Genomic DNA, 26,462 nt, shown 5'->3' on the forward strand with positions numbered 1-26,462 from the left:
CGTCGTCATTTTGCGAGCACCGCTTTGACGGCCTTCACGGCGCGTTCCACGTCGGCGATGGTCATTGCATTGAACATCGGCAGCGTGACCGTCAGGCGGCCGATCTTCTCGGCGACGGGGAACATCCCTTCCTTGAAGCCGCGCTCGCGGTACAGCGTGAACAGGTGGATCGGCGCGTAATGGTAGCCGGTGCCGACGTTGTGTTCCTTCTGCATGCGGGTCATGAAGTCGGCGCGCGTGCCGGGGCCGTTGTCCGGCAGGATGATCTGGAACAGGTGCCAGTTGCTCGTGCCGAAGGCCTGGATCGGCAGCTGGGCGCCGGTCTGCGTTTCGAAATCGGGGCCGAAGCAGTCGAAGTAATGGCGCGCCAGCGCGGCGCGGTGCGCCGTCAGCGTCTCCAGGTTCTTCATCTGGCCCAGGCCAATGGTGGCCATGATGTCGCTCATGTTGTACTTGCCGCCCAGGACGTCGACGTCGATGCCGTCCACGCCGCTGCGCGTCACGCCCTGCAGGCGGTACTTCTCGGCCAGGCGCGCTTCCTCGAGGTTGTTCAGCACGAGGCAGCCGCCTTCGCCGGTCGTGATGTTCTTGTTGGCCTGGAAGCTGAACGACGCGAAGTCGCCGAACGAGCCGATGCGCTTGCCGTTCCACAGCGAGCCGATGGCCTGCGCGGCATCCTCGACGACGCGCAGGTTGTGCTTGTGCGCGATCGCGTACAGGCGGTCCATGTCCAGCGGGAGGCCGGAGAGATACACGGGGATGATGGCCTTCGTACGCGGGGTGATCGCGGCTTCCAGCTTGTCCAGGTCCATGTTGCGCGTGACCGGATCGATGTCGGCGAAGACCGGGGTCGCGCCCACTTCGATGATCACGTTGGCGGTGGCCGGCCACGAGACCGGCGTCGTGATCACTTCATCGCCCGGCTTGATGCCGGCGATGCGCAGCGCGATCTCCATCGTGCAGGTGCCGGAATTGAAGGTGCGGACCGGACGGCCGCCGAAGTATTCCGACAGCAGGGCCTCGAATGCCTGGTTTTTCGGACCGGTCGTGATCCAGCCGGAGCGCAGCACTTCGCCGACGGCGGCGATGGTCTCTTCGTCGATGGTGGGCCGGGAAAAGGGCAGGAAAGGCAGCTCGGCAGTCATGGAAAGCTCGTTATTCTCTTGTAAAGATGTATGCGGACAAAGCTGGCATTGTAACAGCGCCCTGTCCGACGCTAAATTAGGTTCTTGCCAGCAACACGACGCCGACGACGATGACGCCGATGGCCGCCAGGCGCTGCGGCGACACCACCTCGCCCAGGAACATCCAGGCGCCGAACGCGGACACGACATAGCCCAGCGACAGCATCGGATACGCGATCGTCACGTCCGTGCGCGACAGGCCGATGATCCACACGACCAGCGAGATGGCGTAGCAGGCCAGCCCGCCCAGGATCGGCAGCTGGGTCACGACCTTGACGAAGGTCTCGAACCAGTTGCTCATGGTGAGATGGATGGCGCCGCCGATGGCGTTCGTGCCCGCTTTCAGCAGCAGCTGGGCACAGGCGTTCAGGATCACGCCGGAGATGATGAAGGCAAAGGTGGTGAGGTTCATTCGGGAGTATCAAAAATTCGCGATGACGGTACGGCGCGCGTCCGCCGCCACGATGCGCAGCGGGACGCCCTGGCGCTGCAGGTCCGCGGCGATCTCCGGACGGATGATCGCCACGTTGCGCACGCCGGCGGCCGCATCCGTGCGCCAGCGGGCGACGAACCCGGGAATCGTCGGGATCGCGAGTTCCGGTTGCTGCTGGAGGCCGAAGTCGAACTCGTCGCGGTAATCGACGAGCGTCACGGGACGGCCGAGATAGAAGGTCAGCGACTGCTCGTAGATCCCGACCGAATAGACTTTCACGGCAGGATTCGCGGCGCCGGCGGCCTTCAGCGCGGGCAGCAGGTTGACGCCCGCGCGCACTTGGCCGATCGGCTCGAAGCCGACGAGCAGCAGCTGCGTGCCGGCGAAACCGGCGACGGCCAGCACGACGACGAACAGGTCGCGCAGCATCTGGCGCGCGTACAGCAGGGCGAGGCAGCCGCCGATCAGCAGCACGAGGCCCGCCGCCAGCACCCACGGCTGATAGGCCGCGTACAGCACGTCCTCGCCCGCATGCTTGGCGAACTTCAGCATGAACGGGACGGTGACGAGGAAGCCCACGCCCAGCAGCGCCGTCAGGGCGGCCGTGACCATGCGGCCGCGGCGCGTGCCGGCGTCCAGGTAGACCGCCACCAGCAGCGCGACGGCGGGGAACACGGGCAGGATGTAGCCGGGCAGCTTGGAATTCGACTTGGTGAAGAACAGCGTGATGAACGCCACCCACACGAGCAGCATCAGGCGTGGACGGAATTTGGTCGTCTCGCCGTCGCGGCGGGCGGCACCAATCAGGCTTTGCACCAGCACGCCGACCCACGGCACGCTGCCGGCGGCCAGCAGCACGAAGAAGATGTACCAGGCCGCTTCGCGGTGGTGTTCCTTCTTGAGGAAGCGGTCGAAGTGTTCGTGGACGAAGAAGAAGTGCGGCTGCTCCGGATTCTTCAGCCCGACCAGCACGAACCACGGCGTGGCGATCAGGAAGAACAGGATCAGGCCTTTCACGATGTGCAGGCGCTTCCAGATGGCCCAGTCGCGCGAGAAGATCGTGTAGAACACGAGCACGCCGCCCGGCAGCACGAGGCCGATCAGGCCCTTGGACAGCACGGACAGCGCCATGCCGGCCCAGCACACGAGCATCCAGTTGCGGCGCTCGGACTCGGAAGCATCGTCGCGCTGGGCGATGAGGAGGGCGCACAGGGCCACCGTCATCATGCCGGACAGGCCCATGTCGAGCGAATCGATCTGGCTGCACGCGACCCAGTAGAACGAGGAGCCGAGGACCAGCGCGGCGTAGAAGCCGATGCGCGCGCCGAACACGCGGGTGCCCGCGACGCCCGTCAGGACGACGCCCAGCAGGCCGCACAGGCCCGTCCACAGGCGCGCCTGCCAGTCGCCGAGGCCGAACAGGGTGAACGACAGGGCGTTCATCCACGTCTGCAGCGGCGGCTTTTCGAAATACTTGATGCCGTTCAGGCGCGTCGTGATCCAGTCGCCGCTGGCGAACATCTCGCGCGCCATCTCGGCGTAGCGGCCTTCGTCCGGCGGCACGAGCGTGCGCGCGCCCAGTGCGTACAGCAGGACGGCGGCAAAGACGATCAGCAGGGTCCAGGTGAGGGTTTTATTCCGGTGCAGGTCGTTCATGCGGCCTTCGCGTCCCCTTCGATGATCAGCGCCAGCGTCACCTTGCGGCCTTCGCCCATCAGGATGTTGTAGGTGCGGCAGGCGGCGTGGCTGTCCATGCTTTCGACGCCGATGCGCTGGCTGGACAGGCTCGTGACGAGGCGCGGATGCACGAAGCGCTGGCGCTCGCCGGTGCCGAGGATGACGACGTCCGGCTTGTCGGCCGCGATCGCCTCGAAATGCTCGGCTTTCAGGTCCTCGAAGCGCGTGACGGGCCACGCGCGCGGTGCCACCTCGGGCATCACGAGCACGCTGTAGTCGAAGCGCTGGGCGTTGATCTCGACGCCGGCCCGGTCGTAGCCGGTGACCGTCTGGTATTTTTCGGTGCTGCTGGAATGGAGCTTCATGATGGCAAGCCGGGGAATGACAGGCACAGGGCGCGTATTGTAACTGGTTTCCAGTACGTCCCAGCAATGGGCGGTTGCTTAATCCCCGCCAATTGGGCAGAATGGAATTTTTCGCATTGCAACAACGGGGGCGTCGATAAACCTACTGCGCTACGGTTTCTCGAAGCCCCCGGAGAAGGTGCAGATGTGTTCAGATACATTTCCAAGGTGATATTTTGCGACCGATTCTGAAATCCAACAAGCTCGACGACGTTTGCTACGAGATCCGTGGCCCGGCGCTGCAGATCGCGCGCCAGATGGAGGAAGACGGCCACAAGATCATCAAGCTGAACATCGGCAACCTGGCCGTGTTCGGTTTCGATCCGCCGGACGAGATCGTGCGCGACATGATCCTCAACATGCAGAACTCGGCCGGCTACACGGATTCGAAGGGCATGTTTGCACCGCGCAAAGCGATCATGCATTACACCCAGGAAAAGAATATCCGCGGCGTCGGCATCGACGACATCTACCTGGGCAACGGCGCCTCCGAACTGATCGTGATGGCGATGCAGGGCCTGCTGAACAGCGGCGACGAAGTCCTCGTCCCGGCGCCGGATTACCCGCTGTGGACGGCGGCCGTCAGCCTGGCCGGCGGCAATCCCGTGCACTATGTCTGCGACGAGCAGGCCGGCTGGCTGCCCGACATCGACGACATGCGCAAGAAGATCACGCCGAACACGCGCGCGATCGTCGTCATCAACCCGAACAACCCGACCGGCGCGCTGTATTCGCGCGACGTGCTGCTGGAAATCGTCGAACTGGCGCGCCAGCACCAGCTGATCGTCTACGCCGACGAAATCTACGACAAGACGCTGTACGACGGCGAGGAGCACGTATCGCTCGCCTCGCTGGCCGACGACGTCCTGTTCGTCACCTTGAACGGCCTGTCGAAGAACTACCGTTCGTGCGGCTACCGTGCCGGCTGGATGGTCCTCTCCGGCGAAAAACGCCATGCGAAAGACTATATCGAAGGCCTGAACATGCTGGCGTCGATGCGCCTGTGCGCGAACGCGCCGGGCCAGTTCGCGATCCAGACCGCGCTCGGCGGCCACCAGAGCATTGCGCACCTCGTGGCCCCCGGCGGCCGCCTCGCACGCCAGCGCGACCTGGCTCACCAACTCCTGACCGATATTCCGGGCGTTACCTGCGTCAAGCCAAAAGCGGCGCTGTACATGTTCCCACGCCTCGACCCGAAGATCTACCCGATCGCCGATGACCAGCAATTTATCTGTGAGCTGTTGTCCGAGGAAAAAGTCCTGCTGGTGCAAGGCACTGGCTTCAACTGGAAGACGCCGGACCATTTCCGCCTGGTCTTCCTCCCCAATTCCGACGACCTGACGGATGCGTGCGGCCGTATCGCCCGCTTCCTCGACGGCTACCGGCGCCGCCACGCGCGCTGAGAACGACAGACAGCAGACAGTATATTCATATGAAACCCATCAAAGCAGGCTTGCTCGGCCTCGGCACCGTCGGTGCAGGCACCTACCACGTCCTCCAACGCAACCAGGAAGAGATCCGCCGCCGCGCCGGCCGCGGCATCGAGGTTGCGATGGTCGCCGTCCGTAACCTCGAACGTGCCAAGCGTATCGTCGGCAGCGAAGTGGAGGTCGTCGCCGACCCGTACGCCGTCGTGAACAATCCGGATATCGACATCGTCGTCGAACTGATCGGCGGCTACGACCTGACGCGCGAACTGGTGCTGCAGGCGATCGCCAACGGCAAGCACGTCGTCACCGCCAACAAGGCGCTGCTGGCACTGCACGGCAACGAGATCTTCGAGGCGGCCCAGGCCAAGGGCGTGATGGTGGCGTTCGAAGCGGCCGTCGCCGGCGGCATCCCGATCATCAAGGCGCTGCGCGAAGGCCTGTCGGCCAACCGCATCGAATCCGTCGCCGGCATCATCAACGGCACGACGAACTTCATCCTGTCCGAGATGCGCGACAAGGGCCTGGACTTCAACACCGTGCTGAAGCAGGCGCAGGAACTGGGCTATGCGGAAGCGGATCCGACCTTCGACATCGAAGGCGTGGACGCGGCACACAAGCTGACCATCATGTCCGCCATCGCCTTCGGCATCCCCGTGCAGTTCGGCAGCGCCCACATCGAGGGCATCAGCCAGCTGCAGGCCGTGGACCTGCGCTACGCCGAACAGCTGGGCTACCGCATCAAGCTGCTGGGCATCACCCGCCGCACGACGGTCGACGGCAAGGAAGGCATCGAACTGCGCGTGCACCCGACCCTCGTGCCGGGCGCGCGCCTGATCGCGAATGTCGAAGGCGCGATGAACGCCGTGCTCGTGCAGGCCGACGCCGTCGGCGCCACGCTGTACTACGGCAAGGGCGCGGGCGCCGAGCCGACCGCCTCCGCCGTCATCGCCGACCTGATCGACGTGACCCGCCTGGCGACCGCCGACCCGTATTCGCGCGTGCCGCACCTGGCGTTCCAGCCGACGGAACTGGCCGACGTGCCGATCCTGCCGATGGAAGAAATCCGCACCAGCTATTACCTGCGCGTGACCGTGCAGGACCAGCTGGGCGTGATGGCCGACCTGACCCGCATCCTGGCCGACGCCGGCATCTCCATCGACGCCGTGCTGCAGAAGGAGCCGGGCGAGAAGGCGCGCACGGACATCGTCATCATCACCCACCAGACCCGCGAAAAATACGTCAACGCCGCGATCGCCAAGATCGAGAGCCTGGCGACGACCGTCGGCAAGGTGGTGCGCATCCGCCTGGAGAGCCTGGGCTGATCGTCCCCGCTCGAATCGAAGCCGCCGCCGTGCGAACGGTGTGCGGCTTTTTTTACGTCTCATGGTGCGGTGCGCCAGCGCCGCGCGAGCGGGATCGGGGACAGGCCGATGTGGCCGAGGAATCCGTCGGCGAATTCGTCCACGCAACGGCGTTCCACCTGTGTGGGCGCATGCAGCGGGGCGGTGGTGAGCGCCAGCAGGCGGCGCTCGATGTGGTCGAACAGCGCGTCGTCCGCGCCGGGAGATGGGGGAGGGAAGCCGGTCGTTTTCATCTCCACATCTTACCTGTGCTGCGGCGCACAAGAAATGGTGTGCGAATGCATGTATGCGTTCGCTCAACGATGTGAGAATGTGCTGCAACGCATGCTTATCTGCGCGCAATGTGCGGTGAAAAATGGATTTTTTGAAGTCGCGTGGCGTCGTACCGGCAGGTGCGCCACGCGATTCGTAGGGTGGGCACGCCGTGCCCACGCGGACGTTTGCATGACGCGTGTGTCACGCGTGGGCGAAGGTCGCCCACCCTACGGTGTCACGGGTACAGGCCGCGCACTTCGCGCGCCTGCAGGATGCGCGTGCAGGCCACGATGAACGTCGCGGTGCGCAGGCTCACCTTCTTCTCCTGCGCGACGTCCCACACGGCGCCGAACGCGCTCTGCATGATGCGGGTGAGGCGGGCATTGATCTCGTCCTCCGTCCAGAAGAAGCTCGAGAAATCCTGGACCCATTCGAAGTACGACACGGTGACGCCGCCCGCGTTGGCCAGCACGTCCGGCACGACGAGGACGTCCTTGTCGGCGAGGATGTCGTCGGCTTCCGGCGTCGTGGGGCCGTTCGCGCCTTCCAGGATGATCTTCGTCTTGAGTCCCGTTGCGACGTCCGCCGTGATCTGCCGCTCCAGCGCGGCCGGGATCAGGATGTCGGACTCGATGTCCCAGAACGCGTCGCGGTCCAGCGTCGCGTCCGCACCGGGGAAGCCCTTCACGCCGCCCGCTTCGGCCACGTGCTTGTGCAGTTGCGCGACATCGAGGCCGCCTTCGCGCACGATGGTGCCCGTGTGGTCCTGCACGGCGACGATCTTCGCGCCGGCATCCGCGAAGATGGTGGCGGCGGTGCCGCCGACGTTGCCGAAGCCTTGAATGGCGATGCGCGCGCCGGCCAGCGCCACACCGCGCCGCGCCGCGGCTTCCTGCCCGACGACGAACACGCCGCGGCCCGTCGCTTCACGGCGCCCCAGCGAGCCACCCAGCGAGATCGGCTTGCCCGTCACGACGCCCGTCGACAGGTTCCCTTCGATCATGGCGTACGAATCCATCATCCAGGCCATGACCTGTTCGTTGGTGTTCACGTCCGGCGCGGGAATGTCCTTCGTCGGGCCGATCAGCATGCTGATTTCGCTCGTATAGCGGCGCGTGAGGCGCTGCAGCTCGCCCTTCGACAGGGTGGACGGGTCGACGCGGACGCCGCCCTTGGCCCCGCCGTACGGCACGTTGACGGCCGCGTTCTTCACCGACATCCAGGCCGACAGCGCCATCACCTCCGACAGCGTCACGTCCTGGTGGAAGCGCACGCCGCCCTTGCCCGGACCGCGCGACAGGTTGTGCTGGACGCGGTAGCCCTCGTAATGCGCAATGGTGCCGTCGTCGCGTTCGATCGGGACGTCGACGGTCAGGATGCGCTTCGGACGCTTCAGCGTTTCGATCCAGCGCGACAGGCTGCCCAGGTGCGGGGCGACGCGGTCGACCTGTTGCAGGTACTGGCCCCACGGGCCGAGGTCATTCGGGTTAAGGTAGGAAGGGATGTAGTCGTGGCTCATGGCAGGTCTCCGTGTGTGGTTCAAGGCTGAGCGCATCATAGGATGGGCCGCCGGAGCCTGGCCAATGCTGCTTGCGCATGCGGTCATGCGCAAAAAGCATGGCTGTGTTTGCGGTATTCGTGCGGGCTGACAGCGGTTGTCGCGGTCGGGGGCATTGTCGTGATCACGCCTGCGGAGTGGCGCTGATCGGTATCGGCTGCGAGCATGACTGCCTCCTCATCGTGTGCGACCGCGTGGCTGGACGCTCGATGCTCAGACTGGACATGGCTGGAGGCGGTCGTGAAATCGCACGAATCGTTCACATCAGGGGTACACGAGCGTCGATGCGCGGTCGCTCACCCTTCGGCGATCTGCGGTGCGTGGAAAGATGAGCTTCAGCAAGCGGCTAAACGTCTTCGGAGCGAAGTGCCGGGGCTATGCCATCAGTTCGTTTGCGAACACGGCCGTTATCCAGGTGCCCTGACAGCGGCCTGATGCGTCAGTTATCGACCCACTTCGGACGTTAACAGCTGAACCGCTCATTTCCGTTGCTTAAGAATTCGATAACAGTAAAGTGGCATTGCTACACTTAACTGTCCGTTAGATAGGGGCCTGATCGTCACGCGATTTGAGTCCCACCGCATCCATGTGGGCGTGTTTTGGGTACAGAACAGAGTTTCGTTTCGTTCGGAATAACGAACGAACTTGTTCGACCGCAGGAAAGATTCAAGCGCATCGCGTGACAGTTCGTCGACGGTCCCGTACACCGGTAAGCACATCAAGACCGAAGGTAGCATTCCTAAAAATGTGCCGATTAATATGATTTGCAGGTCGTCATTGTCCAAGTATGACCATGCCAAGGCGGCTTCTGCTAAACCTAGAAAGCCGAGCACAACGCCTAAGAAAATTGCCCAGTCACGCGTTGAGGCGAGCGCAGCGAGTCCAATAGATTGCTTCTGAAAAAAACTCTTCGTTGTCATTCTTCGAAAAACATCCAGATTCGTTACGTACAAAGTACGACAGCTCGATAAAGCACATAAAGTTGCAGTGACCGCTTTTGGCCCGCTTGCAGACGTTTGGAACGGCTCAGCGTACGCGCTTGTCGCTCTGATGATAAGGACAGGGTTCCTCAGGCGTTCTTAACTTGGCGGCATTGCTTCCAGCGCGTGCGCCGCAGCCAGCACGCCATTCGCTGTCGGGCAGCAGGCCGTCGAAGTAGTGGGAGACCCGGGCTCCCTTCAGCGGCTCATTGTGCAGGTTGAAGGGTAGCGACAGCGAGACAGGGCGGCCGCGCGGGGAGGCGCACCAGCCGGCATCGTACTGCAGCTCCGAGTTTCCGGCAGCATTGACCGTCCAGCGGCCGACATATTCTCCGTTGGCCCAGAGATTGAGGGTTTGGCTGTGCGAGCGACGTCCCATGATTACCACTCCGCCGAGTTGCTGGCCGCCGACGTATCCCTCTCGCCGAGTTTGAGCTCCAGCTTTAGTGCCGAGCACCAGCTGAGCAGCTGCTTGACGCTGAGCTCCTCGGGGTGATTCTCGAGGTGCGAGATACGGTTCTGGCTGACCCCGACATAGCCAGCCAGCTCAGCCTGCGTGATTTTATGCCGTTTGCGCGTGGCCTTGAGGAGCTGGCCGAGGTGGGATGCCGTAGAGAGCGTGTGGTAGTCGGGCGCGAGGGACATAGGCAATATCCGATATTCAGATAATCGAGTTTATCTGATTATCAGATAAAGTCAATATATCTGAATATCGGATAAAGCGATTTTACTCGATATTCGGATAAATCGCAGACTGCTCCGCGACGAGGTACTCCCACAGATCCGCGACGATCTGCTTGCCCGGCCGCGCATCGGACGGCCGTTCGCGATACAGCCGGATCTCCATCTCGATCTCCCACTGACCCGGCTCGCTGGCCCGCGCCAGCTGCCCCTGCGCGACCTCGCGCGTGACCGCCGATTCGGGCAGGAACGCGATGCCATGGCCATCGAGCGCCATCATCTTGAGGCCTTCCGCCATGTCGGTCTCGTAGCGTTTGTCGAAGTGCAGGCCGGGCTTCGCGTCGGCGAGGATCAGGTCCACCATCCGTCCGAGGTAGGCGTTCGTCGTGTAGGAGAGGAACGGCAGCGGCGCGTCCTTGCGGCCGGGCAGGCGGTATTCCGGGTGACCGTCCGCGCCGCAGCGAGCGTACGCACACAACGCTTCGCGGCCCATCAGCAGCATGTCGTAGCGGCCCGGATCGACCTGCACCGGCTGGCGCGGATGGTGGTAGCACAGCAGCAGGTCGCACCCGCCCTCGACGAGCTGCAGCACCGCGTCATGGACGTTGAGGGCGATGAGGCGGCTGTTGATCGACGCGAAGTCGCGTTCCAGCGCGGCGAGCCACTTCGGCACGAACGTGAGCGACAGGGTGTGCGGGACGGCCAGGTCGATCGTCTTCGTCGCCGTGACGCGGTTGTTGCGCAACATCTCGCGCACGCCGTTGATCTGCCCGAGCATTTCCAGCGCCTGTTCGTAGAAGATCATGCCGGCCGGCGTGACGCGGGTGGGGAACGTGGTGCGGTCGATCAGGTCCGTGCCGAGCCAGTTTTCCAGCGAGCGGATGCGGCGCGAGAACGCGGGCTGCGTCACGTGCCGCAGCTGCGCGGAGCGGCTGAAGTTCTTGGTCTCGACCAGTGAAATGAAATCTTCCAGCCATTTGGTTTCCATGCCGCGTCCTGCACTGTTGAATATCGCGGCATTGTAAGGCCATTCCCGGCCCGGCATACAGGGCCTTGCGGAGCCTTTCCAATTATTCATACAGCCCCCGCCAAGGGCGTCCCGAAAGTTGGATGCTCCGGGCTCGCAAACTTCAGTTTCCAAAATAAAACACATTTGTAATCAGGCGTTTACGACGTAAATATTTCAAAGATCTCTCTGGCATGCGGCTTGCTGTTGTGGTCGCACCCGGTTCCCGCCGGGTCACGACAACACGCGGCGCCAAGAAACGCCGCGATTCTTGGAGATCAAAGTGAAAAAGAAGCGTCCCCTGACCCTGTACATCCTGATCGCGATGGTGCTGGGCGCCGCGGTCGGCTACGGCCTGCATGAAACCGTCGCCGACAAGACGATCAGCGCCGACATCGCCGCCCACATTTCCATCGTCACCGACGTGTTCCTCCGGTTGATCAAGATGATCATCTCGCTGCTCGTGTTCTCGACGCTGACGGTCGGCATCGCGCACATGGGCGACGGCCGCGCCGCGGGCCGCATCGGCATGAAGGCCATGGCCTGGTTCGTGATCGCGTCGCTGGTCTCGCTGAGCCTGGGCATGTTGCTGTCGAACGTGATGCAGCTGGGCGCGCACCTGAACCTGCCGCTGCCGCCGGTCGACGCGGCCACGGGCCTGAAGACCACCGCGTTCACCTTGAAGGACTTTGTCGCCCACCTGGTGCCGAAGTCGCCGATCGAGGCGATGGCCAACAACGAGATCCTGCAGGTGCTCGTGTTCGCGCTGTTCTTCGGCGCCGCGCTGGGCGCGCTGGGCCAGTCGGCCGCCGGTCTCACCGCCGTGATCGACCAGCTGGCGCAGGTGATGCTGCGCATTACAGGCGTGATCATGAACATGGCGCCGCTGGCCGTGTTCGCGGCGATGGCCTCCATCATCACCACCAACGGCCTGGGCATCCTCCTCACGTTCGCGAAGTTCATGGGCGGCTTCTACCTCGGTCTCCTGACGCTGTGGATGCTGCTGATCCTGGGCGGCTCGCTGTTCATCGGCAAGCGCGTGCTGCACCTGCTGGCGCTGATCCGCGAACCGTTCCTGCTCGCGTTTTCCACCGCCAGCTCGGAAGCCGCGTATCCCAAGCTGCTGCTGGCGCTCGACCAGTTCGGCGTGCAGCGCAAGATCTCCAGCTTCGTGCTGCCGATGGGGTATTCGTTCAACCTGGACGGCTCGATGATGTACTGCACCTTCGCCGTGCTGTTCATCACGCAGGCGTACGGCATCGACCTGTCGCTGGGCACGCAGATCACCATGCTGCTGCTGCTGATGCTGACCTCCAAGGGCATGGCCGGCGTGCCGCGCGCGTCGCTGGTCGTCATCGCCGCCACGCTGAACCAGTTCCACATTCCCGAAGCGGGCCTGCTGCTCCTGATGGGCATCGACCAGTTCCTCGACATGGGCCGCTCGGCCACCAATGCCGTCGGCAACGCCGTCGCCACGGCCGTCGTCGCCAACTGGGAAGGCGCGCTGGAAGAAAAACCGCAACAGGTCGCACCCGTCGTCGCGCAAGTCGGCTGACCACATAACAAATCAAATCAACGGAGACTTCATTGAAATATCGTCATATCGCTGGCGCCGGCGCGTGCGCGCTCGCCCTGTTTGCCACCTGCGCGCAGGCGCAATCGTTCGTTAAAGTCTACGGCGTCGCCGACGCCGGCATCGTGCTGGACCGCGGCGGCGCCGCCGGTTCGTCGCAGAACATCGGCAGCGGCGTGGCGTCCGGCTCGCGGCTGGGCTTCAAGGGCAAGGAAGATCTCGGCGACGGCCTGAGCGCCGACTTCGTCGTGGAAAACGGCTACAACATCGACACCGGCAAGGCCGCGCAGGGCGGGCTGCTGTTTGGCCGCCAGGCGTACGTGGGCCTGTCCGGCGCGGCCGGCACGATCAGCCTGGGCCGCCAGTACGCGCCGTACTACAAGGTCATGCGCGACATCGTCGACCCGTTCTGTACTGGCCTCGCGGGCAATGCACAGAACATCCTCCCCGGACTCGGCCGGGTCGACAACTCGGTCGAGTACCAGTCGCCGAAGTGGAACGGCTTGTCCGCCGATGTGCTGGTCGGCGCGGGCGAGGTGGCCGGCGACGCCGCGAAGAACCGCACCTTCGACGCGTCGGCCACGTACGAAGCGGGTCCGCTGACGCTGGCGCTGACGCATCACCGGCAAAACGATGCGACGGGCGCCGCGCACGACCGCAACACGATGGTGGTGGGCCGCTACCGCTTCGGCACCGTGACGGCGCACGCGGCCTTCGCGCGCAACCGCAACGTCCTGGGGCATGCCAGCCGCGACGCGCTGCTGGGCGTGGCCGTGCGGGCCGGCGCCGCGGGCAGGGTGCTGGCCTCGGTGATCGTCCACCGCGACGATTCCGGCCGCGACGCCCACGCGCGCCAGGGCGCGATCGGCTACGAGTACAGCCTGTCGCGCCGCACCGACCTGTACGCGGCGTATGGCCATATCGTCAACCGCAACGGCGCCGCGTACACGGTCGGCGACGCCACGAACGCCGGCACCGGCACCACGGGCATCAACCTGGGCGTGCGTCATGTGTTTTAATCGCACAACGTAAACATTCCAGGACCGCCATGCCCGCAGCCGCATCCACCGTCAACCCGCAGCAGACCGGCCGCTGGCCGCGGCGGCTGGGGCTGTCGCTCATGTTGCTGCTGGTGTGCGCGGCGCTGGCCGCCGTGGCGTACCGTTATGCCGAGGATGCCGCGATCGACCGGCTGCGGCTGTCCGGCGCGCAGCGGCTGGACACGTACGCGGCAGGCCTCGAACACCTGCTGTCCAAGTACGATTTCCTGCCCGGCACGTTCGAATTGAACAAGGACGTCATCGCGCTGCTGCGCCAGCCGGGCGACGAGGCGCTGCGCCGGGACGTGAACATCTACCTGGAGCGCGTCAACCGGCTGGCCGGATCGACCAGCATCTACATCGTCAACCTGAAGGGCGTGACGCAGGCGGCCAGCAACTGGCGCGCGCCCGACAGCTACGTCGGTGACTACATCGCGTTCCGGCCTTACATACGCGAGGCCCTGCGGGGCATGCCGGGCGGTTTCTACGGGGTCGGCACGACCCGCGGCGAGCCCGGCTATTACTTTGCCCGCGGCATCTATCACGAGGGCCGCATGCTGGGCGTGGCGACCGTCAAGGTCAACATCGAGAGCCTGGAGGCGAGTTGGGCGGAGGCCGGCGGCAAGGCCTTGCTCACCGATGCGCATGGCGTGGTGTTCCTGAGTTCGGTGCCCGAATGGAAATACCGGACGCTCGCGCCGCTGACGCCGGCGGCAAGGCAGGAACTGGAACAGTCGCGCCAGTATTTCTCGCATGCGCTCACGCCGCTGGGCCTGCGCGAAGTGCGCGCGCTCGACGCCCGCGCGCGCATCGTCACCGGGCCGCCGCCGGCCACGGGGCCCATGCTGAGCCAGTCGCGCGGGCTGGTGACGCGCAACTGGCAGATGGTGTACCTGTCCGACCTCGTGCCGGCCCGCGCCAGCGCCCGCGCGGCGGCGCTGCTGACGGTGCTGTCGGAAGCGCTGGCGGTCATGCTCGTGCTGTACGCGCGCCAGCGCCATCGCCTCGGCCGGCAGCGCCAGCGGGCGCGCGAGGATCTGCAGCGCGCGTACGACCAGCTGGAAAACCTGGTGGCCGACCGCACCGCGAGCCTGGAGCAGATCACGCGCGAGCTGCGCGACGAGAACGCCGTGCGCCGCCAGGCCGAAGAGCAGTTGCGCAAGGCGCAGAGCGAATTGGTCCAGGCGGGCAAGATGGCCGTGCTCGGGCAGCTCTCCGCCGGCATCACGCATGAACTGAACCAGCCGCTGACGGCGCTGCGCACGATGGCGGACAATGCCCGCGTGCTGATCGAGCGCGGCCGCCACGCCGACGCCTCCGCGAACCTCGCGACCATCTCGCAACTGGTCGAGCGGATGGGCCAACTGACCGGGCAGCTGCGCCAGTTCGCGCGCAAGTCCGACACGCGGCCGAGCGCCGTGCCGGTGGCGGATGCCGTCACCGCGGCGCTGTTCCTCGTCGAGCGCCGCATCGCGCAGGAACGTGTAGGATTCCGCATGGCGACCCATCCGCGCGACCTGTACGCGCTGTGCGACAGCAACCGGCTGCAGCAAGTCCTCGTCAACCTGTTCAGCAACGCGCTCGACGCGATGGAGATGGCGGGGAGTGTCTCGCGCCAGCTCGTCGTCGAAGCGGGGCGCGAGGGCGCGCGCGTCCTGATCGCCGTGACCGACAGCGGTCCCGGCATCCCGGAGGATGTCCGCGCGCACCTGTTCGAACCCTTCTTTACCACCAAGCCGCAGGGCAAAGGGCTGGGTCTCGGGCTCGCGATCTCCGAGCAGATCGTACGCGAGTCCGGCGGCCGGCTGCGGGCCGAGTCGCCCCCCGAGGGCGGTGCCCGGTTCATCATCGATCTGCCCCGGGCGGAGTAGGATAGCTACCATGTCTACATACGAATCCATGAAAGTGCTGCTCGTCGAAGACGACGCCATCGTCCGCGCGGGCAGCGCGCAGGCGCTCGATCTCGCCGGCTTCCAGGTCGAGGCGTTCGACGCCGCCGAGCCGGCGCTGGCGCAGATAAGACCCGGTTTCGCCGGCGTCGTCGTCAGCGACGTGCGCCTGCCCGGCATGGGCGGCATCGAGCTGATGGCCGCCGTCAAGGCCATCGACGCGCAGCTGCCGGTGATCCTCGTGACGGGCCACGGCGACATCTCGATGGCCGTCGGCGCGATGCGCGGCGGCGCCTACGATTTCATCCCCAAGCCGTATTCGTCGGAGCAACTGGTCGAGGCGGTGCAGCGCGCGCTGGAGACGCGGCGCCTGATCCTGGAAGTCGAGACGCTGCGCCACCGCATCGCGAACGGCGAGGGCATCGAGGCGATGCTGCTGGGCGATTCGGCCCCGATGCGCAACCTGCGCCGCCTGATCCTGGACCTGGCCGACGAATCGGCCGACGTGCTGATCTACGGCGAGACGGGCACCGGCAAGGAGATGGTGGCGCGCTGCCTGCACCAGTTCAGCCGCCGCCGCGCGCATCATTTCGTCGCCCTGAATTGCGGCGCGATCCCGGAAAACATCTTCGAAAGCGAAGTGTTCGGCCACGAACCGGGCGCGTTCACGGGCGCGACCAAGCGCCAGGTCGGCAAGATCGAGCACGCCGACAAGGGCTCGCTGTTCCTCGACGAGATCGAGAGCCTGCCGTTGTCGCTGCAGGTCAAGATGCTGCGCGTGCTGCAGGAGCGCTACGTCGAGCGGCTCGGCTCCAACCACCCGGTGCCGGTGGACGTGCGCGTCATCGCGGCGTCGAAGGTCGACCTGAAGGAATGGTCCGACCAGCAGAAATTCCGCAGCGACCTGTACTACCGCCTGAACCTGATCGTGCTGAATCTGCCGCCGCTGCGCGAGCGGCGCGAGGACATCCCATTGTTGTTCGAACACTTCATGCTGGGCGCGGCGGCCCGCTACAAGCGCGCCGCGCCCACGGTGCCGGGGCCGCTGATGCAATCGCTGATGGCGCACGACTGGCCCGGCAACGTGCGCGAGCTGCGCAACATCGCGGAGCGCTTCGTGCTGGGCCTGTCCAGTGGCGCGGACGGCCTGCTGGCCGCGCGCACGGCGGCGGCGGTGCCGCTCGCGGACCAGGTGGGCGCGTTCGAGCGCGCCGTCATCGAACAGGAATTGCGCCGGGCGGCGGGGAGCGTCGTGGACGTCGCCGCGGCGCTCGGGGTGCCCAAGCAGACGCTGTACTACAAGATGCAGAAGTACGGGCTTACGCCAGATGATTACCGATGACGGCAATGTGACGTTACGCGTGGGCGCAGGGCGCCCACCCTACGATGTCCGTGTTGCCGTAGGGTGGACACACCGTGCCCACGATCGCATGCATTACCGCGCCGGGAACGTGACGCTGACTTTCAATCCACGCCCGCTTTCGGCCCTGGCCAGCTCCAGCGTGGCCCCATGCACCGTGGCGATGTCGCGCACGATGGCGAGGCCCAGCCCCGTGCCGCCCGGATTGCTCTCCAGCGTCGCCTGCGCCCGGTAGAAGGGCATGAACACCTTGTCGTATTCGGCCGGATCGAGTCCCGGCCCGCTGTCCTGCACGTCGAGCACCACGACGCCGATCAGCCGCCGCACGCGCAGCAGCACCGTGCCGCCCGGCGGCGTGTAGCGGATCGCGTTGTCGACCAGGTTGCTCGCCAGTTCGTGCAGCAGCAGCGCCTGGCCGGCTATCGTAGTGGCGCCGTCGTCTTCCGCTTCCAGCGCGAGGTCGATGCCTTTCTGGACGGCCGGCAGCGCCAGTTCCAGTCCCACCTGGCGCGCCACCTCGGACAGCGCCACCGGCGCGAGCGCCGCGTTCGCGCCGCCGTGCTCGATGCGCGCGAGCGTCAGCAGGCGGTTCGCGAGGTGCACGGTCGAATCGGTCGTCGCCGCGATCGAGCGCACGATGGCCTGCATCGCGGCCGGATCGTTTTCGCGCAGCGCCAGCTCGGCCTGTGTCTTGAGCACCGTCAGCGGCGTGCGCAGCTGGTGCGAAGCGTCGGCGATGAAGCGGCGCTGGCTCGCGATCAGGTTCTGCATGCGCGCCATCGTTCCGTTCATGGCGGCGACCAGCGGCCGCACTTCGCGGTGCACGAGGGCTTCGTCGACGTCGGACAGGTCGGAGATCGCGCGCGTCTCCACGACCTGTTTCAGCCGCATCAGCGGCTGCAGCACGAGGCGCACGGCGAACCACACGAGCGTCGCCACGGCCAGCACGAGCAGCGCCTGGCGCAGCAGGGTGTTGAGCAGGATGCGCCGCGACAGCGCGCGCCGCGCGTCCAGCGTCTCGCCCACCTGGATCAGGGCGATGCCGCGCATCGAATCGTCGTACACGGGCTGCAGCAGGGCGGCGATGCGCACCGGCTCGCCGTTGTAGTCGGCGTGGTAGAAACGCACGAGGGCCGGATACAGTTCCGAGCGGGGCGTGTCCTTCGGGACGGGCGGCAGGTCGTCGTAGCCGGACACCGTCTCGCCATGGAGCCCGCCCACGCGGTAGTAGATGCGCCCGAGGGTGTCGGTCTCGAAGCTGTCCAGCGCCACGTAGGGCACGTCCGCCACGACCTTGCCGTCGCGGACCGAGACGCGCTCCGCGAGCGCGCGCGTGGACGCGAGCAGGGAGCGGTCGTAGGCGATGTCGGCGGCGTCGAGCGCGTCGCGGTACAGCGACACGGCATTGGCCGCGACGAGGATCACGAGCGGCACGATCAGCCAGCGCAGCAGCTGGCCGCGCAGGCTGCCCAGCTTCGTCGACGCCGCCGGCGGGAACCGCATGCTCAGGACGCGGCCGGCGGCCGTTCCTGCAGCAGGTAGCCGATGCCGCGCAGGGTGGCGATGGCGGCGCCGCCGTCCGGGCGCTTGTCCAGCTTCTTGCGCACGCGGTGGATGTACAGTTCGATGGCGTCGAGGTTGGCGTCGTCGTCCAGCGCGAACACTTCGTCGAACAGCTTTTCCTTCGACACGGCGCGGCCCGGGCGCGAGATCAGCGCTTCCAGCACGGCGTGTTCGCGCGGCGTCAGCGCCAGCGGCTCGCCGCCGTAGGTGAACATGCGCGCGACGGTGTCGAAGCTGAGCTGTCCGCACGTGTGCACGAGCGCCTCGTTGCCGACGCTCCGGCGCAGCAGCGCCTTCACGCGCGCTTCCAGTTCGGCCAGTTCGAACGGCTTGGCGAGGTAATCGTCCGCGCCCAGGTTCAGGCCCTGCACCCGTTCTTCCAGGCCGCCGCGCGCCGTCAGGATCATCACGGGCGTGCGCCCGCGCGTGCCGCCGCGCGCCCGCAGGCGGCGCAGCACTTCCAGGCCGTCCATGCGGGGCAGGGTCAGGTCCAGGATCACGAGCGCGTAGTCCTGGGTGTGCAGCAGCGCGTCGGCGTCGGCGCCGGTGGCCGCGCATTCGACGGTGAGATTGGCGTCGCGCAGGGCTTTGGATACCCAGTGCGACAGCTCGACGTGGTCTTCGACTAACAGGATTCGCATCGCGCCAGTGTAAGCCACGGAACGCGCCGTGTCTTCATGGGTAAGTGATTTCCACAACACCCGACATTGAAAGGTTCAGTGAAAGCTGATTGAAAGGTTGGCGGACCTATCCTTGGTCTCACGAAGCGGCACACGACCGCCTTGATGACAACAACGGAGACAATATGAAGAAATCGGCCCTCGCGCTCGCCGTCCTGGCAGCGCTTTCCCTGAACGCATCCGCCCAGACCAATGTCCAGGTCTACGGCATCGTGGATGCCGGCGTCGAATACGTGAACCACGCATCCGCCAGCGACGGCAGCCAGGTGCGCGTCGTCTCGGGCGGCAAGAACACGTCGCGCTGGGGCTTCCGCGGCAGCGAAGACCTGGGTGGCGGCCTGAAAGCCATCTTCAACCTGGAAGGCGGCGTCATGCTCGACACCGGCGCCCAGGACGGCAACCTGTTCAAGCGCCAGGCCAACGTCGGCCTCGAAGGCGGCTTCGGCCGCGTGATCATCGGCCGCTCGTTCACGACGACCTATGACCTGGTCATCAAGTTCGACCCGATGGGCTTCGCGCCCAACTATTCGTGGGCGACGTCGAGCAACGCCACCGGCCCGTCCAAGTACGGCATGACGACGGCGTTCGACAACCTGATCAAGTACACCGGCACCACGGGCGGCTTCACCTACGGCGCCACCGTCGGCATGGGCGAGCAGGCCGGCAACGCGGCCGATGGCCGCAAGTACGCCGTCGGCGGTTCCTGGTTCGGCGGCCCGGTCGGCGTGATGGCGTCGTACGAACAAATCAACGGCAACACGCTCGCCGCCACCGGCGACCGCGACAAGACGACGGCCTTCCACCTGGGCGCCCTGTACAAGGCGGGTCCGATGACCTACCAGGCCGGCATGCGCGGCTACAAGCTCCAGTCGGGCAAGGCCGCCACGCCGGACGTGCGCGGCGACACCTACTGGGCCGGCGCCACCTGGGCCGCCTATCCGTGGACCCTGACGGGCGCCGTCTACCATGTCAACACGAAGAACCTGCCGTCCGCGAAGGACGCGGATCCGACGATGCTCGTGGGCCGCGCCATGTACTCGCTGTCCAAGCGCGTCTGGCTGTACGCGTCGGTGGCGCATGCCAAGGCCGACCACGGCCAGCTCGTGGGCCTGTCGCGCGACGATCCGGGCTTCGGGTCGACGCAGACCGGCGTCACCACCGGCATCCAGTACCGGTTCTGACCGACCCCTGGCCGCAACATCATGAAGCGCGCCATCTCGATCCTTACCGCCGCGGCACTGTCCGCGGCAGCGGCGGCGGCCAGCGCCAACGCCGAATGCGTGGTGCCGTCCAAACCGGGCGGCGCCATGGACCTGACCTGCAAGCTGGCCCAGAAGGCCTTGCCGGACACGAAGCTGAAACTGGCCTACCTGCCGGGCGGGATCGGCGCCGTCGCGTGGCACACGCTCGTGTCGCAGCGGCGCGCCGAGCCTGACACGCTCGTCGCGTTCTCGGGCGGTTCGCTGCTGAATCTCGCCGAAGGAAAATTCGGCAAGGCGCTTGCTGCCGACGTGCGCTGGGTCGCGGCGCTCGGCGTCGACTACGGCATGATCGCGGTGCGTTCCGACGCGCCGTGGCATAGCCTGGACGAGCTGATGGACGCGATCCGCAAGAATCCGCAGCAGGTCCTGATCGGCGTGTCCGGCACCATCGGCAGCCAGGACTGGATGAAGGTGGCGCTGCTGGCGCGCCGCGCCGGCATCGAACCGCGGCGCCTGCGCTTCGTCGCGCTGGAAGGCGGCGGCGAGACGTTCACGGCGATGAGCGCCAACTACGTGCAGGTGATCTCGGGCGACGCATCCGAAGCGGCGCTGTATGCCGGACCGGGCAAGGTGCGCGTGCTGGCCGTGCTGGCCGAGAAGCGCCTGGCCGGTGTGCTGGCGTCCGTGCCGACGGCGCGCGAGCAGGGCTACGACATCGTGTGGCCCGTGATCCGCGGCGTGTGGATGGGACCCGGCGTGCCGGATGCCGACTACCGCCGCTGGGTCGACGCCTTCGCCCGCGTGCAGGCCACCCCCGATTTCGCGGCTTTGCGCAGCCAGGCCGGCCTGTACCCGTTCTCGCTCACGGGCGACGCGCTCACGCGCTGGGTCAAGCAGGCGATCAACGATTACAACCGACAGGCCAGGGAATTCAACCTGGTCCGCGAACACTGACAACACCCCAGGAGACAACCATGAATTTCAAGAAGACCGCATTTGCGACCACCTTTGCAGCTGCCATTTTCGCATTCGCCGCACCGGTGCTGGCGCAGGCCCCGGCAGGCTACCCGGCCGGCTACCAGCAACTGATCGACGCCGCCAGGAAGGAAGGCAAGCTGGTGATCTACGGCGCCACCGACAGCAAGGCCGCCGAGCCGCTGATCAGCGATTTCAAGTCGATGTACCCGGGCATCACGGTCGAGTACAACGACATGAACTCGACCGAAGTCTACAACCGCTTCTTCTCCGAGAACGCGGCCGGCGGCGACACGGCCGACGTGCTGTGGTCCTCGGCGATGGACCTGCAGATGAAACTGGCCGCCGGCGGCTATGCGCTGCCCTATAAATCGGTCGAAGCGGCGAAGATCCCCGGCTGGGCCGTCTGGAAGGACATCGCCTACGGCACAACGTTCGAGCCGGCCGCCTTCGTCTACAACAAGCGCCTGCTGAAGCCCGAGGAAGTCCCGCAGACGCACGCCGATTTCGTGCGCATCATCCAGCAGCCGAAATTCCAGGACAAGGTCACGACCTACGACATCGAGAAATCCGGCGTCGGCTTCATGTTCATGACGCAGGATGCGCGCGCCTTCCCGCAATACAAGCAGCTGGAACAGGCGTTCGGCGCGGCCAGGGTGCGCGTGCAGTCGTCGACCGGCACCATGCTGGAGCGGATCTCGTCGGGCGAAAACCTGATCGGCTACAACGTGATGGGTTCGTATGCGCTCGTGCGCGCCAAGAACGATCCGTCGCTGGGCGTCGTGCTGCCGAAGGACTACACCCTGATCATCTCGCGCGTCCAGTTCATCAACAAGATGTCCAGGCACCCGAACGCGTCGAAGCTGTGGATCGACTACATGCTGTCGCACCGCGGCCAGACCGTCATCGCCAATGCCTCCAAGCTGTACGCGATCCGCGCCGACGTCACCGGCGAAACGACGTCCACTGACCTGATCAAGATGGTCGGCGAGAAGAATATCAAGCCGCTGCCGGTCAGCCCGGCCGTCGGGGAATACCTGGATCCGGCGCTGCGCCTGGCGTTCCTGAAGGAGTGGAAGGCTACTGCGGGTAAAAAGTAAGGCAGCCTTAAAACCGTCGTTCCCGCGGAGGCGGGAACCCAAGTGAGTGTCCTGGTCCGCTCAAAAAATTGGGTCCCCGCCTGCGCGGGGACGACGGTGGTGATGACCATAGGCTCTACATCGATCGGACACTCCCATGCCTACTTCAACCATGCCACTGGAATCCAAGGGCGCCGACGCCGGCAGCCTGCCGGCCGTGCGCGCGCCGCGCTTCAACTGGACGCGCGGCATCGTCGTGCTGCTCACCTGCGTGGCCATCTTCCTGCCGCTGTACCTCATCTTCTACCAGAGCTTCCTGACGGCGCCGTTCTTCATGCCCGACAAGATGCTCGGCCTGGACGCGTACCGCTTCATCTTCGACGACAGCGACTTCTGGCTCGCCTTCAAGAACGGCCTCATCCTGGCCGCCGGTCTCGCCGCCATCGCCGTGCCGCTGGGCGGCATGCTCGCCTTCCTGATGGTCCGCACCGACCTGCCGGGCCGCGGCATCGTCGCGCCGCTGCTGCTCGTGCCGATCTTCGTGTCGCCGATGGTGATGGGCTTCGGCTACGTCGTCGCCATGGGCCCGGTCGGCTTCTACTCGACGTGGGCGCACGACCTGCTGGGCTTCGTGCCGTGGAACGTGTACTCGTTCACGAGCATCGTCGTCATCGCCGGCCTCACGCACGTGCCGCACGTGTACCTGTACGCCTCGTCCGCGCTGAAGAGCCTCGGCTCCGACGTGGAGGAAGCGGCGCGCGTCTCGGGCGCGTCGCCGTGGCAGGTGATGTTCAACGTGTCGCTGCCGATGATCATGCCGGCCCTCGCGTATGCGGGCGTGCTCGTATTCTTCCTCGGCTTCGAAGTGTTCGGCCTCGTGCTCGTGCTGGGCGACCCGGAAGGCCACCTCGTGCTGGCGACTTACCTGTACAAGCTGACCAACAAACTGGGCACGCCGTCGTACCACCTGATGGCCGCCGTCGCCGTCTGCCTCGTCGCCGTGACGATGCCGCTCGTGATGCTGCAGCGCTGGCTCCTGAAGTCGGCCAACAAATACGTGTCCATCAAGGGCAAGGGCGCGCGCCAGAAGCCGCTCGCGCTGGGCAAGTGGAAGTGGGTGGCCTTCGCCGTGCTGGGCACGTGGATCGCCGTCACCATCGTGCTGCCGCTGACCGGCATCGTGCTGCGCTCGTTCGTCCAGTACTGGGGCGAGGGCGTGAAGCTGGCCGACGTGCTCACCCTGCAGCATTTCCGCGACATCTTCGAACAGCCGTCGCTCGTGCGCGGCATCGTCAACACGATCCTGATCGGCGTGATCGGCGGTGCGCTGGCCGTGGCCTGCTACACCGCGATCGCGCTGGCCATGCACCGCAAGAACGACGGCATCACGCGCCTGCTGGACTACAGCGTCCTCGTGCCGCGCGCCGTGCCGGGCCTGCTGGCCGGCCTGTCGTTCCTGTGGGTGTTCCTGTTCGTGCCGAGCTGGCTGGACGGCATCCTGCACGGCATGGACAACGGCGTGGCCGCGTGGCTGTCGGAGCACTTCATCCCGGCGCTGCGCCAGATGCGCTCGACGATCTTCGCGCTGTGGCTCGCGTATTCCGTCGTGTGGCTCGCCTACGGCATGCGCCTCGTGTCGACGTCGCTGCTGCAGGTGGGCCCGGAACTGGAAGAGGCGGCACGCGCCGTGGGCGCCAGCCGCGGCCGCGTGACCCGCGACGTGACGCTCCCGCTGATCAAGTTCGGCATGCTGGGCGCCTGGCTGATGGTGTTCCTGATCTTCGAACGCGAATACTCGACGGGCGTGTACCTGCTGTCGCCCGGCACCGAGGTGATCGGCGCGATGCTCGTGTCGCTGTGGGCCGGCGGCTCGACGGACCTCGTGGCCGCGCTCTCGTTCATCAACATCACGCTCGTGGCCATCGGCCTCGGGATCGCGCTGCGCTTCGGCGTCAAGCTGCATAACTAAATCAATCGCGAGACAAACATCATGAACGTTTTGACCGTCAACGACCTGCACCTCGACTACGGCAGCGGCGCCACCGCCAACCCGATCCTGAAGGGCGTGTCGATGCATTTGCAGCGCGGCGAAGTGGTGGCGCTGCTGGGCCCCTCGGGCAGCGGCAAGACCACGCTGCTGCGCGCCGTGGCCGGCCTGGAAAGCCCGAAAGCCGGCACGATCGACATCGGCGAGCGCCGCGTGTACGACGGCAGCAAGAAGCTCGAACTGCCGGCGGAAGCGCGCAACCTGGGCCTCGTGTTCCAGTCGTACGCGCTGTGGCCGCACAAGACCGTGTTCGACAACGTCGCCTACGGCCTCAAGCTGCGCAAGATGGCCGCGCGCGACATCGAACCGAAGGTACGCGAAGTGCTCGCGCAACTGGGCCTCGGCCACCTGGGCGAACGCTTCCCGCACCAGCTCTCCGGCGGCCAGCAGCAGCGCGTGGCGATCGCCCGCGCGCTCGTCTACAACCCGCCCGTGATCCTGCTCGACGAACCGCTGTCGAACCTGGACGCCAAACTGCGCGAGGAAGCCCGTGCGTTCCTGCGCGAGCTGATCGTGCGCCTGGGCCTGTCGGCGCTGATGGTCACGCACGACCAGGCCGAGGCGATGGCGATCTCGGACCGCATCCTCCTGCTCAACAACGGCAAGATCGAGCAGCAGGGTACGCCGCAATCGATGTACGAGTCGCCGGACACGCTGTTCACCGCGGAATTCATGGGCAGTAACAACCGCCTGCCGGCGCGCGTCGTGGCGCGCAACGGCGGCGCCGCGCGCCTGCAGGTCGAAGGCATGGCGCTGAACGCGACGGCGCGCGGCAGCGGCGCATCGAATCCGGACGTGGAAGCGTCGGCGCTGATCCGCGTGGAGGAGGTGCGCATCGGCCGCACGCCCGTCGACAACGGCATCCAGCTGCCGCTGTCCACCTGCATGTACCTGGGCGACCGGTGGGAATGCCTGTTCAAGCACGGTAATTCGAGCGTGCGCGCGTACTCCAAGTACCGCGTCGATCCGGGCCAGTACTGGCTCGAGATGCCGGCCGAGAAGCTCTGGGTGTTCTGATCAGGACGTTCCTCCCCGCACTTGCGCTGGCCTTCACGGCGGCGCAACTGTGCATCTTCCTCGACACGCCGCTGCCGTGGATGATCGGTCCGCTGTTCTCGACGGCGATCGCCTGCATGCTGGGCGCGCGCCTCTCCGCCCCCGTGCAGGCGCGCGAGGCGGGGCAGTGGGCCATCGGCACCGCGCTGGGCCTGTACTTTAGCGCGCCCGTGCTGGCCGTGCTGGCGCGGCACCTGGGCTGGATCCTGCTGGCCGTCTCCTTCGCGATCTGCCTCGGCATGGCGGGCGGCGCGCTGCTGCGCCGGCTGTCCGGCAGCGACGCCGCGACGGCGTTCTTCGCGATGGCCGTCGGCGGCGCCTCCGAGATGGCCGTGCAGGCGGAGCGCCACGGCGCCGTCTTCGAACGCGTGGCGGCCGCGCACAGCCTGCGCATCATGATGGTCGTCGGTACGATCCCCTTCGCCGTGCGCTGGTTCGCGGCCCACGGCTGGGGCAACGGCCTCGATGCGTTCGTGCCGCTCGCCGGCCGGGTCGATGCGGCCGGCCTGTGCGTGCTCATCGCCGTTACCAGCTGCGCCGCGCTGGCGCTGAAACGCCTGCGCGTGCCGAACGCCTGGGTGATCGGCCCGCTGGTCGTGGCGCTGATGATGACGGCGGCCGGCGTGCAGCTGTCGCGCCTACCGGAATGGATGATCCGCACGGGCCAGCTGTTCATCGGCGTCTCGCTCGGCACCCGCTTCACGCCGGCGTTCGTGCACACGGCGCCGCGCTTCCTCGCCAGCGTGGCCGCGTGCACGGCGCTCACGTTGCTGCTGGCGGGCCTGTTCGCGTTCTGCGTGGCGGCGGTGACCGGCCTGCATCCGGGGACGATGGTGCTGGCCACGTCGCCGGGCGGCATCGCGGAGATGGCGCTGACGGCGCGCGTGCTGCACCTGGGCGTGCCCGTCGTGACGGCGTTCCACGTCGCGCGCATGGTGGTCGTCGTGCTGGGGATAGCGCCGTTGTACCGGGCGTGGACGCGGGTCGGGTGACGCCCGGCGCGACTTGGCGTTAGCGTGGTTGCATATC

The 26,462-nt window shown here is 66.1% G+C and carries 23 protein-coding genes; 12 read left to right on the top strand and 11 right to left on the bottom strand.

The window, feature by feature from the left end:
• Window positions 1-5 precede the first annotated feature (5 nt).
• From ACL58G_RS12410 to ACL58G_RS12425, 4 genes are all read right to left on the bottom strand, one after another.
• Window positions 6-1,145, bottom strand: a complete 1,140-nt coding sequence (locus ACL58G_RS12410; protein ID WP_413339293.1) for a DegT/DnrJ/EryC1/StrS family aminotransferase — start codon at window positions 1,143-1,145, stop codon at window positions 6-8.
• A gap of 76 nt (window positions 1,146-1,221) precedes the next feature.
• Entirely contained in the window at window positions 1,222-1,596 is a 375-nt protein-coding gene (locus ACL58G_RS12415) for a 4-amino-4-deoxy-L-arabinose transferase (RefSeq protein ID WP_413383871.1), read from the bottom strand.
• A 9-nt stretch (window positions 1,597-1,605) separates the two neighbouring features.
• On the bottom strand, window positions 1,606-3,273 hold the full coding sequence (locus ACL58G_RS12420; protein ID WP_440967155.1) for a glycosyltransferase family 39 protein: 1,668 nt from the start codon (window positions 3,271-3,273) through the stop codon (window positions 1,606-1,608).
• Window positions 3,270-3,659 carry an Mth938-like domain-containing protein gene (locus ACL58G_RS12425; RefSeq protein WP_413339288.1) on the bottom strand — a complete coding sequence of 130 codons (390 nt, stop codon included), beginning with the start codon at window positions 3,657-3,659 and terminating at the stop codon, window positions 3,270-3,272. Before ACL58G_RS12425 ends, ACL58G_RS12420 begins: the two co-directional genes overlap by 4 nt.
• A 215-nt stretch (window positions 3,660-3,874) precedes the next feature.
• Here ACL58G_RS12425 and ACL58G_RS12430 point away from each other — a divergent pair, with 215 nt between their 5' ends.
• On the top strand, window positions 3,875-5,101 hold the full coding sequence (locus ACL58G_RS12430; protein WP_056136773.1) for a pyridoxal phosphate-dependent aminotransferase: 1,227 nt from the start codon (window positions 3,875-3,877) through the stop codon (window positions 5,099-5,101).
• A gap of 29 nt (window positions 5,102-5,130) precedes the next feature.
• On the top strand, window positions 5,131-6,450 hold the full coding sequence (locus ACL58G_RS12435; RefSeq protein ID WP_413339286.1) for a homoserine dehydrogenase: 1,320 nt from the start codon (window positions 5,131-5,133) through the stop codon (window positions 6,448-6,450).
• A 59-nt stretch (window positions 6,451-6,509) separates the two neighbouring features.
• On the opposite strand, the gene ACL58G_RS12440 is transcribed toward ACL58G_RS12435, so the two are convergent.
• From ACL58G_RS12440 to ACL58G_RS12460, 5 genes are all read right to left on the bottom strand, one after another.
• On the bottom strand, window positions 6,510-6,722 hold the full coding sequence (locus ACL58G_RS12440) for a hypothetical protein (RefSeq protein WP_413383875.1): 213 nt from the start codon (window positions 6,720-6,722) through the stop codon (window positions 6,510-6,512).
• A gap of 257 nt (window positions 6,723-6,979) precedes the next feature.
• The gene (locus tag ACL58G_RS12445) at window positions 6,980-8,263 is read right to left on the bottom strand and encodes a Glu/Leu/Phe/Val family dehydrogenase (protein WP_413383877.1); all 1,284 of its coding nucleotides are present in this window, start codon (window positions 8,261-8,263) and stop codon (window positions 6,980-6,982) included.
• Between the two features lie 1,065 nt (window positions 8,264-9,328).
• On the bottom strand, window positions 9,329-9,661 hold the full coding sequence (locus ACL58G_RS12450; protein ID WP_440967156.1) for a HipA N-terminal domain-containing protein: 333 nt from the start codon (window positions 9,659-9,661) through the stop codon (window positions 9,329-9,331).
• Between the two features lie 2 nt (window positions 9,662-9,663).
• The gene (locus ACL58G_RS12455) at window positions 9,664-9,927 is read right to left on the bottom strand and encodes a helix-turn-helix domain-containing protein (protein WP_413383889.1); all 264 of its coding nucleotides are present in this window, start codon (window positions 9,925-9,927) and stop codon (window positions 9,664-9,666) included.
• A gap of 82 nt (window positions 9,928-10,009) precedes the next feature.
• Complete coding sequence (locus ACL58G_RS12460) at window positions 10,010-10,951, bottom strand: LysR substrate-binding domain-containing protein (protein ID WP_413342817.1); 942 nt, start codon at window positions 10,949-10,951, stop codon at window positions 10,010-10,012.
• 301 nt (window positions 10,952-11,252) lie between these two features.
• Between ACL58G_RS12460 and ACL58G_RS12465 the strand changes: the two genes are divergently transcribed.
• The 4 genes from ACL58G_RS12465 to ACL58G_RS12480 are packed head-to-tail and all read left to right on the top strand — an operon-like array spanning window position 11,253 to window position 16,813.
• Window positions 11,253-12,524, top strand: a complete 1,272-nt coding sequence (locus ACL58G_RS12465; RefSeq protein WP_413383891.1) for a dicarboxylate/amino acid:cation symporter — start codon at window positions 11,253-11,255, stop codon at window positions 12,522-12,524.
• 32 nt (window positions 12,525-12,556) lie between these two features.
• Window positions 12,557-13,561, top strand: coding sequence for a porin (locus tag ACL58G_RS12470; RefSeq protein ID WP_440967157.1), 1,005 nt, complete (start codon window positions 12,557-12,559; stop codon window positions 13,559-13,561).
• A 29-nt stretch (window positions 13,562-13,590) separates the two neighbouring features.
• Window positions 13,591-15,453, top strand: a complete 1,863-nt coding sequence (locus ACL58G_RS12475; protein WP_440967158.1) for a sensor histidine kinase — start codon at window positions 13,591-13,593, stop codon at window positions 15,451-15,453.
• A gap of 10 nt (window positions 15,454-15,463) precedes the next feature.
• Window positions 15,464-16,813, top strand: coding sequence for a sigma-54-dependent transcriptional regulator (locus ACL58G_RS12480; protein WP_413383897.1), 1,350 nt, complete (start codon window positions 15,464-15,466; stop codon window positions 16,811-16,813).
• Between the two features lie 93 nt (window positions 16,814-16,906).
• Here the strand turns inward: ACL58G_RS12480 and ACL58G_RS12485 are convergent, their stop codons facing one another.
• Together ACL58G_RS12485 and ACL58G_RS12490 are read right to left on the bottom strand one after the other, a co-directional pair.
• A complete protein-coding gene (locus ACL58G_RS12485; RefSeq protein WP_440967159.1) occupies window positions 16,907-18,334 on the bottom strand; it encodes a sensor histidine kinase in 1,428 nt (475 codons plus the stop codon).
• Between the two features lie 2 nt (window positions 18,335-18,336).
• A complete protein-coding gene (locus ACL58G_RS12490; protein WP_413383901.1) occupies window positions 18,337-19,035 on the bottom strand; it encodes a response regulator in 699 nt (232 codons plus the stop codon).
• Between the two features lie 164 nt (window positions 19,036-19,199).
• Here ACL58G_RS12490 and ACL58G_RS12495 point away from each other — a divergent pair, with 164 nt between their 5' ends.
• The 6 genes from ACL58G_RS12495 (at window position 19,200) to ACL58G_RS12520 (ending at window position 26,425) form a co-directional block, all read left to right on the top strand.
• Window positions 19,200-20,255 carry a porin gene (locus ACL58G_RS12495; protein WP_413340958.1) on the top strand — a complete coding sequence of 352 codons (1,056 nt, stop codon included), beginning with the start codon at window positions 19,200-19,202 and terminating at the stop codon, window positions 20,253-20,255.
• A 21-nt stretch (window positions 20,256-20,276) separates the two neighbouring features.
• Window positions 20,277-21,230, top strand: a complete 954-nt coding sequence (locus tag ACL58G_RS12500; RefSeq protein WP_413383905.1) for a tripartite tricarboxylate transporter substrate binding protein — start codon at window positions 20,277-20,279, stop codon at window positions 21,228-21,230.
• Between the two features lie 20 nt (window positions 21,231-21,250).
• Complete coding sequence (locus ACL58G_RS12505; RefSeq protein WP_440967160.1) at window positions 21,251-22,351, top strand: ABC transporter substrate-binding protein; 1,101 nt, start codon at window positions 21,251-21,253, stop codon at window positions 22,349-22,351.
• A gap of 151 nt (window positions 22,352-22,502) precedes the next feature.
• Window positions 22,503-24,299 (top strand): ABC transporter permease, encoded by a 1,797-nt coding sequence (locus ACL58G_RS12510; RefSeq protein WP_413340968.1) that lies wholly within the window; start codon window positions 22,503-22,505, stop codon window positions 24,297-24,299.
• 21 nt (window positions 24,300-24,320) lie between these two features.
• Entirely contained in the window at window positions 24,321-25,394 is a 1,074-nt protein-coding gene (locus tag ACL58G_RS12515; protein ID WP_413383909.1) for an ABC transporter ATP-binding protein, read from the top strand.
• Between the two features lie 26 nt (window positions 25,395-25,420).
• Entirely contained in the window at window positions 25,421-26,425 is a 1,005-nt protein-coding gene (locus ACL58G_RS12520; protein WP_440968017.1) for an AbrB family transcriptional regulator, read from the top strand.
• Window positions 26,426-26,462 lie beyond the last annotated feature (37 nt).

The sequence above is a fragment of the Massilia sp. GER05 genome, from assembly GCF_052056005.1.
Taxonomy (GTDB): Bacteria; Pseudomonadota; Gammaproteobacteria; order Burkholderiales; family Burkholderiaceae_D; genus Telluria; species Telluria orientalis.

Excerpts from the sequence above, each read along its gene's own strand:
- ACL58G_RS12410 (WP_413339293.1), bottom strand. The coding sequence starts at position 1,145 with ATGACTGCCGAGCTGCCTTTCCTGCCCTTTTCCCGGCCCACCATCGAC.
- ACL58G_RS12415 (WP_413383871.1), bottom strand. The coding sequence starts at position 1,596 with ATGAACCTCACCACCTTTGCCTTCATCATCTCCGGCGTGATCCTGAAC.
- ACL58G_RS12420 (WP_440967155.1), bottom strand. The coding sequence starts at position 3,273 with ATGAACGACCTGCACCGGAATAAAACCCTCACCTGGACCCTGCTGATC.
- ACL58G_RS12425 (WP_413339288.1), bottom strand. The coding sequence starts at position 3,659 with ATGAAGCTCCATTCCAGCAGCACCGAAAAATACCAGACGGTCACCGGC.
- ACL58G_RS12435 (WP_413339286.1), top strand. The coding sequence starts at position 5,131 with ATGAAACCCATCAAAGCAGGCTTGCTCGGCCTCGGCACCGTCGGTGCA.
- ACL58G_RS12440 (WP_413383875.1), bottom strand. The coding sequence starts at position 6,722 with ATGAAAACGACCGGCTTCCCTCCCCCATCTCCCGGCGCGGACGACGCG.
- ACL58G_RS12445 (WP_413383877.1), bottom strand. The coding sequence starts at position 8,263 with ATGAGCCACGACTACATCCCTTCCTACCTTAACCCGAATGACCTCGGC.
- ACL58G_RS12450 (WP_440967156.1), bottom strand. The coding sequence starts at position 9,661 with ATGGGACGTCGCTCGCACAGCCAAACCCTCAATCTCTGGGCCAACGGA.
- ACL58G_RS12455 (WP_413383889.1), bottom strand. The coding sequence starts at position 9,927 with ATGTCCCTCGCGCCCGACTACCACACGCTCTCTACGGCATCCCACCTC.
- ACL58G_RS12460 (WP_413342817.1), bottom strand. The coding sequence starts at position 10,951 with ATGGAAACCAAATGGCTGGAAGATTTCATTTCACTGGTCGAGACCAAG.
- ACL58G_RS12475 (WP_440967158.1), top strand. The coding sequence starts at position 13,591 with ATGCCCGCAGCCGCATCCACCGTCAACCCGCAGCAGACCGGCCGCTGG.
- ACL58G_RS12480 (WP_413383897.1), top strand. The coding sequence starts at position 15,464 with ATGTCTACATACGAATCCATGAAAGTGCTGCTCGTCGAAGACGACGCC.
- ACL58G_RS12485 (WP_440967159.1), bottom strand. The coding sequence starts at position 18,334 with ATGCGGTTCCCGCCGGCGGCGTCGACGAAGCTGGGCAGCCTGCGCGGC.
- ACL58G_RS12490 (WP_413383901.1), bottom strand. The coding sequence starts at position 19,035 with ATGCGAATCCTGTTAGTCGAAGACCACGTCGAGCTGTCGCACTGGGTA.
- ACL58G_RS12495 (WP_413340958.1), top strand. The coding sequence starts at position 19,200 with ATGAAGAAATCGGCCCTCGCGCTCGCCGTCCTGGCAGCGCTTTCCCTG.
- ACL58G_RS12500 (WP_413383905.1), top strand. The coding sequence starts at position 20,277 with ATGAAGCGCGCCATCTCGATCCTTACCGCCGCGGCACTGTCCGCGGCA.
- ACL58G_RS12505 (WP_440967160.1), top strand. The coding sequence starts at position 21,251 with ATGAATTTCAAGAAGACCGCATTTGCGACCACCTTTGCAGCTGCCATT.
- ACL58G_RS12510 (WP_413340968.1), top strand. The coding sequence starts at position 22,503 with ATGCCACTGGAATCCAAGGGCGCCGACGCCGGCAGCCTGCCGGCCGTG.
- ACL58G_RS12515 (WP_413383909.1), top strand. The coding sequence starts at position 24,321 with ATGAACGTTTTGACCGTCAACGACCTGCACCTCGACTACGGCAGCGGC.